Source organism: Nocardiopsis listeri, assembly GCF_020741345.1.
In the GTDB taxonomy this organism is placed as follows: Bacteria; Actinomycetota; Actinomycetes; order Streptosporangiales; family Streptosporangiaceae; genus Nocardiopsis; species Nocardiopsis listeri_A.
Genome location: NZ_DYZD01000336.1, coordinates 22,368 through 32,950 on the forward strand (window position 1 = coordinate 22,368; position 10,583 = coordinate 32,950).

Below are 10,583 nucleotides of genomic sequence, written 5' to 3' on the forward strand. Positions count from 1 at the left end.
TCAGGCGGGTTCGCTCCAGTTCAGGTAGCCGAGGAGCATTCCGGCCATCACCAGGATCAGGCCGAGGGCGCCGAACAGGGCCCGCACGTAGTGGCTCAACCAGGGGGCGGAGACGATCCGGGCCCGCTCGGGGGTGTCCGGGTCGTAGGAGACCGTGACGATCTCCCCCGCGCGCGAGGCGGTCCACCCCGTGTTCTCGTGCTCGGCGTGGACCTCCTTGCCGTCCTCGGTCCGGAACTGCACGATCATCCGGGACGCGACCGACGTCTCGTGGTAGCCGATGACCCGTGCCTTGGCCCGGACGCCGTGTCTGATCAGGCGTAGTTCCATCCGGGTGTCCCGGGCGACGACCAACAGGATGATCGCTCCGGCCAGGGCCGGGAGCAGGGGATACAGCTCGGTCATGACGGGGGGTCCTTCCGGATTCGCGCGGGGTGGGGCGTGACGCTCAGCGCGTCGGAGTGGGGGAGCCGATCAATCCGTCGGCCACGTGCGCAAGGGTGGTGTGGATCTCCTCCACGGGACGTTCGGGTTGGAGGGTCCGCCAGTCGAGTGCAACGGTCACCACCATGCCGAACAGGGCGGATCCCGCAAGCGATGTGTCCAGGTCCGGCCGGGTCAGACCACGTTCGACCATGGCGTCGAGCTGCTCGGTGATGACCCCGATCGCCTGGGTGCGGATCTGCCGGACGGTGGTGTACCAGGAGCGGTTGGTGCGCCAGGTCTCGGCCATGAGCAGCCTGGCCAGCGCCTCGTGGGCGCCGATGAACACCACACCGGCCCGCAGCACCTCGGTCAGCGCCTGGCGGGGTTCCACCGCGGGATCGGGGACGGCCCGCCGCAGGGTGTCGGCCAGCCGGGTCACGCCCCACTCCAGCAGGGCGGCGTACAGCTCGTCCTTGCCACCGAAGTTGTAGTAGACGGTGCCCTTGGCCACCCCCGCCCGTTCGGCGATCTCGTCCACCGTGGTGGCGCCGTACCCCTGTTCGGATACCAGGGTCACGGCGGCCTCGAAGAGCTTGCGTCGGGTCGCCTCGCGGCGGCCCCCCGCACGTCGGGCCGGGCCCGGGGTCTGCACGTTCATCGCCTCCATTGTGCCCGTCGGTCAGATCTTCAAGGCCGGGTGGAGCGTGGACATCGTCCATGAGCGCTTGCGGGCCACGGCGAGCCATGTCAGCAACAGGGGTATCACCAACCACAGGGACATCACCCCGAAGGCCTGCGCGACCAACGCCATGTCACCACCACCGATCAGGTGTCGCATCGCGGTCACACCCCAGTGCAACGGCAGGTACGGCCCGATGGCCTGGAAGAAGTCCGGACTGGTCTCGATCGGATAGGTGCCACCGGCGGAGGTCAGCTGAAGCACCAGCAGCGCCAGCGCCACCACACGACCCGCCGCCTTGAACCGCACGGTCAGGAACTGCACGGTGGCGGCGAAGGCGGAAGCGGTGAGCAGGAGGAACGCCAGCATCAGCGGCCAGTTCACCGACTCCAGTCCCAGCCCCACGTGCAGGACGGCCATCATGACCAGCACCTGCGCCCAGCCGAGCAGCATCGGCGCCACGCGACCGGACAGCGCCACCCGCCAGGACGGAGCGGCCGATGCCAGGGCGCGGTCGGACAGGGCCGGCAGCACCATGAACACGACCATCGCGCCCACCCACAGGGACAGTGGGACGAAGAACGGAGCGAAGCCGGTGCCGTAGTCGGGCACCTCGTTGTCCACCTCGCTGTCCAGCCTGACGGGGTCGCTCATCATCTCGGCGGCCGTGGTCCGCCCGTCGTCGGAGTAGGTGGGCATCTCCTCCACCCCGTCGGCCAGCCCGGAGGCGAGCTCGTCGGAGCCGGACGCCAGTTCCCCGAGCCCGTCGTGCAGATCGCCCGCGCCCTCACCGATGGTGCCCAGGCCGGTGTTGAGGTCGCCCGCGCCCTCGGACGCGGTGGACAATCCGTCGCGGAGCCTTCCGGCGCCTTCGGCCAGGTCGGCCAGCCCCTCGTCCAGTTCGTCGATCTGGTCGCGGGCGTCCTCGGCCTTGCTCACGATGTCGGGCAGGTCGTCGGCGATCTCGGAGGCCCGCTCGCTCAGCGCGGCGGCGTCATCGGCGGTCGCGTCGATCGCCGCACGGTTGTCGTTGACGAACCCCGCCACGTCCAAGGCGGTGTCCATGGCGTCCTGGAGGTCGGTCAGCAGCAGGTGGAGATCGGGCTGTTCCTGTTCCAGCTCCGGGTTCTCCTCCAGGTAGGTGGCGAGTCGGCCGTCGACCTCCTCCATGCCGGAGACGTCGATCTCCTCGGGTAGTTCGTCGAGGGCGTCGTTCACCCCGGCGGCCACGTCGGCGATCAGCTCGGCGCGGTCCTGGATGTCGGGGATGTCCTCTTCGATCCGGGGGAGGACGTCGTCGGCCAATGTGTCCAGCTCGTCGACCTTGGCGGAGACCTGTTCGGAGGCGTCGCCGGCACCGCTCGCCAACGTCTTGGAACCCTCGTACAGGTCGCCGAGCCCCTCGTCGAGGGAGCCCGCGCCGGTGTGCGCGTCGTCGATGCCGTCGGAGAGTTCACCGGAGCCGTTCTCGGCGTCGCCCGCGCCCTCGGAGAGCCGATCGGCCCCGTCGGCGGCCTCCTCGGTCTTGTCGTGGATCTCGTTGAAGCCGAGGAAGATCTGGTCGAGGTAGTCGCTGATCGCGGAGGAGGCGGCGGCCTGGCGGATCTCGTTGAAGGCGCTGCCGGCCAGCTGCCGGACGATGTAGCTGTTGGAGTCGTTGTAGTTCGCGACGAGCAGGGCGGTGGTGGGGTTCTCCCTGTCACGCGAGGGCGAGGTGAGGGACTCGCTGAAGTGGTCGGGGACGGTGAGGGTGACGTAGTAATCGCCGTCGGCGAGCCCCCGGGCGGCGTCGTCGGCGTCGACCAGACGCCAGTCGAGGTCGCCGCGTTCCAGGAGGGTGTCGGAGAGCTCCTCGCCGGCGTTGATCCGATCGCCGTCCACCTCGGCGCCCTCATCCTCGACGACGAGGGCGACGGGCAGGTGTTCCATGCGGTCGAAGGGGTCCCAGAAGGACCACAGGTACATCCCGGAGTAGAGCAGGGGGATGAGCATCAGGGCGGCCAGCGCGGCTGCGGGCAGGGGCGACCGCAGGAAGGACCGCATGGAGAGCAACCCGAGACGGGGGACGGCGAGGGGGCGCAGGCGCCGCGGGGGCCGGTCAGTCCTGGGCACGGTGGGCACCTCCCTCGCGGCGGTCCCGGTCGTTCCCCTGCCGGATGGGGATGGGTCCTTGCGTGTCGTGGTCGGCCACCGTGGCCAGTTCCCGGGCGTCGGCGCAGGTGGCGATGACGGTGAGCCCTTCGTCGGACAGGTCCTTGAGGGTGCGCCACATGGCGGCCTGGTTCTCGGGGCTCAGCCCGCCGTCGACGTCGTCCACCCCCAGCAGGCGGGGTTCGTGCACCAGTCCCAGTGCCATTCCCAGGCGTCGGCGTTCGGGCATCGGTAGTTCCTTGATGAGGGTGCTCCGGTCCAGGTCGGCCAGGCCGACCGCCTCCATGGCCTCGTCGGCGACGGTGCGTGCGGCGGGACGTAGCCGCAGCAGGCGGGCCTCGGAGAGGTGTTCGCGTACGCGCAGGCGTTCGTCGAGCACGTTGACGTCGTTCATGAGGCCGAGGGCGCTGATGCGGCGGACCTTGCGTGCCTGTTCGGGCAGTGGGTGGCCGTCGACGTGCAGTTCACCCCCGGTGGGGCTCATGCGTCCGGTGAGGGTGAGGAGCAGGGCGCTGCGGCCCCCGCCGGAGTCCGCCTGGAAGACGGTGAGCGTCCCCGGCCGGGCGATGAGGTCGACCCCCGTGTAGACGGGGCCCTCACGAGTGGTGAGCGTGACGTCCTCGGCGTGCACGCGTGCTCCGGTGGCCCGACGCATTCCTGGTGTCCTTCCATTTTTGAACTGACCAGTCAGTACAAATTCGTGTTCCACCGTACTGCGCCGACTCTGTGCCCGGATCGCCTGGGGCTGTGTCCTCCCACACAGACCCGCGCGTTTTCCGTAGCTATTGCAATAGATACGTAATTGCGTAATCCTGTGGGTGGGGCGAGTGAGAAGAGGAGAGGCCATGAACGAAGTGAGACTGCGCAAGACGGGTTCCGTGTCGATACGGATCTTCTTCGTGCTGACGGCCGTGGTGTTCGTGCTGGTGGTCGCCTCGAACCTGGGCGCGCCCATCCCCGGTTACTCGGGTTTCCTGGTCGCCGTGCCTGCGTTCGCCCTCTACCTCTTCGGGACGGCTTGTGGGGCACTCGCCGGACGACGGGCCATGCGTCGCACCGGCCTGGCCCCCGTCGAGGTCGCGCCACCGGTGGAGGGCGAGTGGACGGGGCTCAACGGGCCCTCCGACAAGGTGCCCAGCCACGGCACCCACGGCCTCGGCCAGACCTTCGCGATCGACATCCTCATCGACTCCGGCCGCCCGATCATCGACGGTTGGCGGCCGGCCATGCGCCCCGCCGGGGACTTCCCGTCCTTCGGGGCGCCTCTGTTCGCCGTGGCCGACGCCACGGTCGTGCACGCCTCCGATGGGCAGCGCGACCATCTCAGCCGCAACTCCTATCCGGGGCTGTTCTACCTCTTCCTGGAAGGATTCGTCCGGTCCCTGGGCGGGCCCGGTCGCATCCTCGGCAACCACGTGATCCTCGACCTGGGCGACGGCGTGTACGCCGTCTACGCCCACATTCGTCAGGGTTCCGTCGCCGTGAAGGAGGGGGACCGTGTCGTCGCGGGCCACAAGCTCGGCGAGTGCGGAAACTCCGGCAACTCCTCCGAGCCGCACCTGCACTTCCATCTGATGGACCACGCCGACCCCGCCCGGGCGGGCGGTCTCCCCTTCACCTGGACCGGGGTGGGGGTCCCCGCCAACGGCGAGCCGTTCACCGTGGAACGCGCCGCCCGCTGATCCACCTCGGGCCGTGTACGGGGGCACGGCCCGAGGTTTGCGGCCTTAGACTGCGCCAGGCAGGCGAACGACGGTGGGGGACCGATGACGGAGATCGCCGAACGGGCGGCCAAGGCGCTGGACGACCCGGATAACTGGCCGGAGGACCCCAAGGAGGCGGTGGCCCGCCAACGGCTGCTCGCCGGCCGGGTGCGCACCGAATCGCTCGACGCCGACGCGGTGGAGCTGGTCTGCGGACTGGACGTCAGTTACGGGGTGGGCGACACCGAACTCGCAGCCGCCGCGGTGGTCCTCGACGCCCGCACCCTGGAGGTCGTCGACACCTCCCTGGTCGCCGACACCCCCTCCTTCCCCTACATCTCCGGGTTGTTCGCCTTCCGTGAGCTGCCGCCGGTCCTCAAGGCCATCGAGGGGTTGAACGTCACCCCCGACGTCTTCGTCAGCGACGGCTTCGGTCTGGCCCACCCCCGTCGCTTCGGGATCGCCAGCCACCTCGGGGTCCTCCTCGACGCGCGCGTGGTCGGCTCCGCCAAGACGGTGCTCTACGGTCGGAACGCCCTGCCCGGCGAGGAGCGCGGTTCCTGGACCCCCATGGTGGCCGGACGATCCGAACTCGTCGAGGACACCGAGACCCTCGCCGAACAGGGCACCGAGGTCATCGGCCGCACCCTGCGCACCCGAAGCCGCACCAAGCCGGTGTACGTGTCCGTGGGCCACCGGGTGGACCTGGCCGGCGCCGCCGACCTCATCCTCCGGGTGTCGCCCAAGTACCGCATCCCCGAACCGATCCGGCACGCCGACCGCATGTGCGGTCGATACCGCAAGGAGTACAAGGCCGAGGGCGGTGCGACGGGCGCCTGAAACCGCGCAGGGGAGGGGCCCGAAGACCCCTCCCCCTCGTGTTCGGTCGCGGCCGGGCCCTACCAGCCGTTCTCCACCGGGCGACCCTCGTTGTAGCCGGCGGCGCTCTGCACGCCCACCACGGCACGCTCGTGGAACTCGGCCAAAGAGGTGGCGCCCGCGTAGGTCATGGAGCTGCGCACCCCCGCGATGATCTGGTCGACGAGGTCCTCCACGCCCGGACGTTCGGAGTCCAGGTACATCCGACCCGTCGAGATGCCCTCCTCGAACAGTGACTTGCGGGCCCGTTCGAAGGGCGAGTCCTCGGCGGTGCGCAGCTTCACCGCGCGGGCCGAGGCCATCCCGAAGCTCTCCTTGTACTGGCGGCCCTGCGCGTCGCGCAGGACGTCGCCCGGCGACTCGTAGGTGCCGGCGAACCACGAACCCACCATGACGTTGGAGGCGCCCGCGGCCAGGGCGAGCGCGACGTCGCGCGGGTGACGCACGCCGCCGTCGGCCCACACGTGTCCGCCCATTTCACGGGCGGCGGCCGCGCACTCCAGCACGGCCGAGAACTGCGGCCGGCCCACCGCGGTCATCATCCGGGTGGTGCACATCGCTCCCGGACCCACACCGACCTTCACGATGTCGGCGCCGGCCTCGATGAGGTCGCGGGTGCCCTGGGCGGTGACGATGTTGCCCGCCACGATCGGCACGTTCGGGGAGAGCGCGCGGACCTTCTCGATCGCCGCGATCATCTTCTCCTGGTGACCGTGCGCGGTGTCGATCACCAGCGTGTCCGCCCCCGCCGCCAGCAGTTCGGCGGCCTTGCCCGCCACGTCGCCGTTGATGCCCACGGCGGCGGCCACGCGGAGCCGCTCCTTCGAGTCCACGGCCGGCGTGTAGAGCGTGGAGCGCAGCGCTCCGGTGCGGGTGAGCACACCCACCAGGGCGTCCTGCTCGTCCACGACCGGGGCCAGCCGGTGGCGGAAGTCGTGCAGTACGCCGAAGGCCTCACGGGGCTCGGTGCCCGCGGGGATGGTCAGCAGCTCGCTGGACATCACGTCGCGCAGCTGCGCGAAGCGGTCCACGCCCGCGCAGTCCGCCTCGGTGACCACACCGAGCGGACGCCGGTCGTCGTCGACGACGATCACGGCGTTGTGCGCCCGCTTGGGCAGCAGGTTGAGGGCCTCACCGACGGTGCTCGTCGGGTTGAGGGTGATGGCGGTGTCGTAGACCAGGCTCCGCTGCTTGGTCCAGGAGATGACATCGGACACCACCTCGATGGGGATGTCCTGCGGGATGACGGCGATCCCGCCACGGCGGGCGATGGTCTCCGCCATGCGCCGACCGGCCACCGCGGTCATGTTCGACACGACCAACGGGATGGTCGTGCCCGTACCGTCCGGCGACGACAGGTCCACGCTGAGACGGGAACCCACGGCGCTGCGGCCCGGGACCATGAACACGTCGCTGTACGTCAGGTCCTGTTCGGGAACCTGGTCGTTGAGAAAACGCAATGCCTCTACCTCGGTCGAGACCGAAGGGGGTGGACCATTCCGCCGTTAGGCGCCGGCGGCACCCTGTTGATCCCCCTCTTACGGCTCAAGTATGCCGTGACCGATTACCTTGGAGGTACCTCCGTCTGTAATGATGACTCGATTCCCGCCTCGACTCGGTGCCTGACCCATGCCCGGATCCGGTGACACAACGCCACTGCCCGTGGGCACAGGGGACACCAGATCCCTTCAGGAGAAATCCAGCATGTCGCGTTTCACTCTCGCGCAAGTCAAGGAAGAGACCTACAAGGCCAAGGACGCCTGGTGGACCGTCTTCCTGGTCGACCCGTTGGCCGGCCGGCTGGTGGTGTGGACGGCGAACCGGACGAACATCACCCCCAATCAGCTCACACTGGGCGCCGGGGTGCTGGGGCTGCTCTCCGCCCTGTGCTTCCTCGCTCCGATCCGGGCCGGTGACACCGGGTGGGTCTGGCTGGTGGCAGGTGCCCTGCTGTTCCACCTGAGCTTCGTACTGGACTGCATGGACGGCAAGATCGCCCGTCTGAAGGGCAACGGTTCGATCTTCGGGGCCTGGGTCGACTTCGTCTTCGACCGCATCCGCTTCTTCGGTTGCGTGATGACACTGCTCATCGGGCAGTGGCTGGTCACCGACAACCCGGCCTACCTGATCGTCGCGCCCGTGGTGGTCTTCTTCGACCTGCTGCGCTACCTCAACGGCTCCCAGGTCGCCAAGACCCGTAAGTCCATGAAGCAGGCCCTGGTGATCGCCTCCGGCGACGTCGACCGGCTCCACGACTACGCGTCCGCCTCCCAGGCCGCCGACCCCGAGGACGACGAGTCCGCGGAGTCCGAGAGCAAGGCGACCTCCGGATCGGCCAAGGGCCTGTACCCGCGGGCTCGTGGCCTGCTGATGCGGCACCGGGTGCGTCCGCACCTCTTCAGCGGCATCGAGTTCGAGATGTTCCTGTGCGTGGTCGCCCCGATCACCGTGCTCGTGGCGTTCTTCACCCCGCTGAACAGCCTCATCATTCCGGTGGCCGTCTTCTCCGTCCTGGCGCTGGCCTTCTTCGAGGTGATTTTGGTGCTGCGGCTGTGGAAGGAGACACGCCGCTTCGAGGTGCGCCGTCGTGAACTCGCCGCGGCTCCTTCGACCGGCACCGAAGACTGAGTTCGGGACCTTCGGGAACGAAGCAAGGGGCGGCCCGCACCGATCGGTGCGGGCCGCCCCTTCTCCATGTCCTCGTCCTCTAGACCGAGGCCCTGGGGTCCGGTTCCCCTTCCTTGGGGCCGGGGTCCGGCTCGGGTTCCGGTGCCGAGCGGGCGGCGTCGGCCTTCGCCTGGGCGAGTCCTTTGTCGTCCTGACGTAGCAGCCAGGTGAGTTGGGGGTCGACCGCCCATCCCATGGCCTTGCGCACCCAAGGAGTGCACAGCAGCAGGGTGAGCGCGGCGCCGAGCGCGACGGTGGCGGCCAGGCCCACGGGGCCGGACATCACGTCGTGCCAGGGGGACGCCTTGAGCATGAGCAGGACCACGGAGTGGCCCAGGTACACGAACAGGGTGTAGGTGCCCAGCGACGTGAACCAGGTACGCCGCTTGGGGGTGAGCGCGAGTATCGCGAAGGTCATGGCCAACGCGATGCCCATGAAGATCAGCCGGATGAAGATGCTCGGCATGAGGGGGTCGATGTCGCGGTCGGTGAGGCTGTCCCGCCAGAACAGCCAGTCCCGGCTGAGACGGTCGGAGACCGGTACGGCGACGACGGCCATCACCAACAGGACCAGGACGGAGCAGATCCGCACCCAGAGCCTGTCCAGGTGGGCGAAGTGCTCACGGCGCAGGCTGAGCCCCAGTACGAAGAAGGGCAGGAGGCTGAGGACACGACCCAGGGACAGGGTGGTGCCCAGGTCCGTCGTGGTGGCGAAGAGCGAGATGGCCAGGGAGATGGCCACGGGCCACCGCAGCCGCTGCCACACCGGAACGGTCAGTCGCCACACGAAGAGCGCCACCAGGAACCAGAGGGTCCAGGTGGGCTTGAGGATCGACAGGGTGTCGGGAAGACCGCCGCGTTCGACCGCGTAGAACGTCTGGTGCAGGGTCCAGAAGATGAGATAGGGCACCGCCAACGACAGGAACAGCCTCTCCACCCGCTTCGACGACGCGTCGAAGGACCGCGAGAGGTAGCCGCTGATCATGATGAACGCGGGCATGTGGAAGAAGTAGATCCAGTAATAGAGGGCACCGGAGGGCCCGTAGTCGGTGAGCGGTTCGATCGCGTGGCCGATGACGACCAGGGCGATCAGGATGAACTTGGCGTTGTCCAGACGGGCGTCACGACCGGGTGAGTTCTCCGGAGGACGGGAGTTCGGTGAACCCGCGCTCGCGCCGCGCCGGTCCCCCTTCGCTCGCGGGGTTGTCGGACTGGTCAAGGATGAGGCCACTAGGGACTCCGTCGTACGGGGATGTGGGGTTTGTTCTTCGTCGCCCCGGACTCGTCGGTCGAGGGGACGGCGCCGACCTGCCAGGTGTTGCGGGAGACCGGCCGGTCCGGTGCCGCGTGGCGCGCGTGGGGGGCACCGAGGGCTCGTCGGCGAACATGATCCGTTACCTTACTGAGACATGTTCATGTCCGCCAGTGGTTCGCACGAATCCGGCAAAAGTTCACAGAGCCGGTCGCATCCCCTCGAAAGCGTCGTGGAGAGAACCACGACGGGACCACGCGAGGGCGGGCGGGGGATGGCTTACCGTGTGCAGACCCTAACCCATGGCACATACTGGTGCGCCCGGCCTTCCGATCATCGGACCTGTGAACGGGACGCGCCGGTGTGAATCCGCGACCTTCCCGAAGATAAGGTGCAGGAAGGCGGCTGTTCCCCTTGCAGCCTCTGCCAGGACGAGAACGAAGAAGGCGGTGGAAACCGTGCCGCACGCGGTGGACCCCAACCGTGCCGCTCAGCACGGAAGCGTGGTCATGAGACTCCTCGACGAGATCTTCCCGCTCGTGGAGGGGGTCTACGTCGATCTGCACAAGAACCCGGAGCTCTCGCACTCCGAACAGCGCACCGCCAGCGTCGTCGCGGAATGGCTGACCCGAACCGGCTACGAGGTCCACAAGGGCGTCGGCGGAACCGGCGTGGTCGGCATCCTGCGCAACGGCCCCGGGCCCACGGTGATGCTGCGGGCCGACATGGACGCGCTTCCCCTGGAGGAGAAGACCGGGCTGCCCTACGCGAGCACGGCCAAGGCGGTGGACGACGAGGGCGTCGAGGTGCCCGTCATGCACGCCTG

At 68.8% G+C, this 10,583-nt stretch carries 9 protein-coding genes and 1 pseudogene; 4 read left to right on the plus strand and 6 right to left on the minus strand.

Annotated elements, in window-relative coordinates; translation table 11 throughout:
- Genes K8V84_RS18085 through K8V84_RS18100 form a run of 4 tightly spaced genes read right to left on the minus strand, consistent with a single transcriptional unit; the run spans position 1 to position 3,911 of the window.
- Positions 1–405: a DUF3592 domain-containing protein gene (locus K8V84_RS18085; RefSeq protein WP_304076403.1), complete on the minus strand. Its 405-nt coding sequence runs from the start codon at positions 403–405 to the stop codon at positions 1–3.
- A 43-nt stretch (positions 406–448) separates the two neighbouring features.
- On the minus strand, positions 449–1,093 hold the full coding sequence (locus K8V84_RS18090; RefSeq protein WP_304076405.1) for a TetR/AcrR family transcriptional regulator: 645 nt from the start codon (positions 1,091–1,093) through the stop codon (positions 449–451).
- A 12-nt stretch (positions 1,094–1,105) separates the two neighbouring features.
- Positions 1,106–3,148 (minus strand): YhgE/Pip domain-containing protein, encoded by a 2,043-nt coding sequence (locus K8V84_RS18095; RefSeq protein WP_304076420.1) that lies wholly within the window; start codon positions 3,146–3,148, stop codon positions 1,106–1,108.
- A gap of 55 nt (positions 3,149–3,203) precedes the next feature.
- Positions 3,204–3,911, minus strand: a complete 708-nt coding sequence (locus tag K8V84_RS18100; protein WP_304076407.1) for an ATP-binding cassette domain-containing protein — start codon at positions 3,909–3,911, stop codon at positions 3,204–3,206.
- A gap of 190 nt (positions 3,912–4,101) precedes the next feature.
- Here K8V84_RS18100 and K8V84_RS18105 point away from each other — a divergent pair, with 190 nt between their 5' ends.
- Entirely contained in the window at positions 4,102–4,938 is an 837-nt protein-coding gene (locus K8V84_RS18105; protein ID WP_304076408.1) for a M23 family metallopeptidase, read from the plus strand.
- Between the two features lie 84 nt (positions 4,939–5,022).
- On the plus strand, positions 5,023–5,799 hold the full coding sequence (locus K8V84_RS18110; protein ID WP_304076410.1) for an endonuclease V: 777 nt from the start codon (positions 5,023–5,025) through the stop codon (positions 5,797–5,799).
- Positions 5,800–5,858: 59 nt separating this feature from the next.
- Here K8V84_RS18110 and K8V84_RS18115 read toward each other — a convergent pair whose 3' ends face one another.
- Positions 5,859–7,298: a GuaB1 family IMP dehydrogenase-related protein gene (locus K8V84_RS18115; RefSeq protein ID WP_304076411.1), complete on the minus strand. Its 1,440-nt coding sequence runs from the start codon at positions 7,296–7,298 to the stop codon at positions 5,859–5,861.
- Between the two features lie 244 nt (positions 7,299–7,542).
- Here K8V84_RS18115 and K8V84_RS18120 point away from each other — a divergent pair, with 244 nt between their 5' ends.
- Complete coding sequence (locus K8V84_RS18120; RefSeq protein WP_304076413.1) at positions 7,543–8,466, plus strand: CDP-alcohol phosphatidyltransferase family protein; 924 nt, start codon at positions 7,543–7,545, stop codon at positions 8,464–8,466.
- A gap of 79 nt (positions 8,467–8,545) precedes the next feature.
- On the opposite strand, the gene K8V84_RS18125 is transcribed toward K8V84_RS18120, so the two are convergent.
- Positions 8,546–9,724 carry an acyltransferase family protein gene (locus K8V84_RS18125; protein WP_304076415.1) on the minus strand — a complete coding sequence of 393 codons (1,179 nt, stop codon included), beginning with the start codon at positions 9,722–9,724 and terminating at the stop codon, positions 8,546–8,548.
- A 482-nt stretch (positions 9,725–10,206) separates the two neighbouring features.
- Between K8V84_RS18125 and K8V84_RS18130 the strand changes: the two are divergent.
- Positions 10,207–10,583 (plus strand): annotated as a pseudogene (locus K8V84_RS18130) (amidohydrolase); the annotation flags it as partial.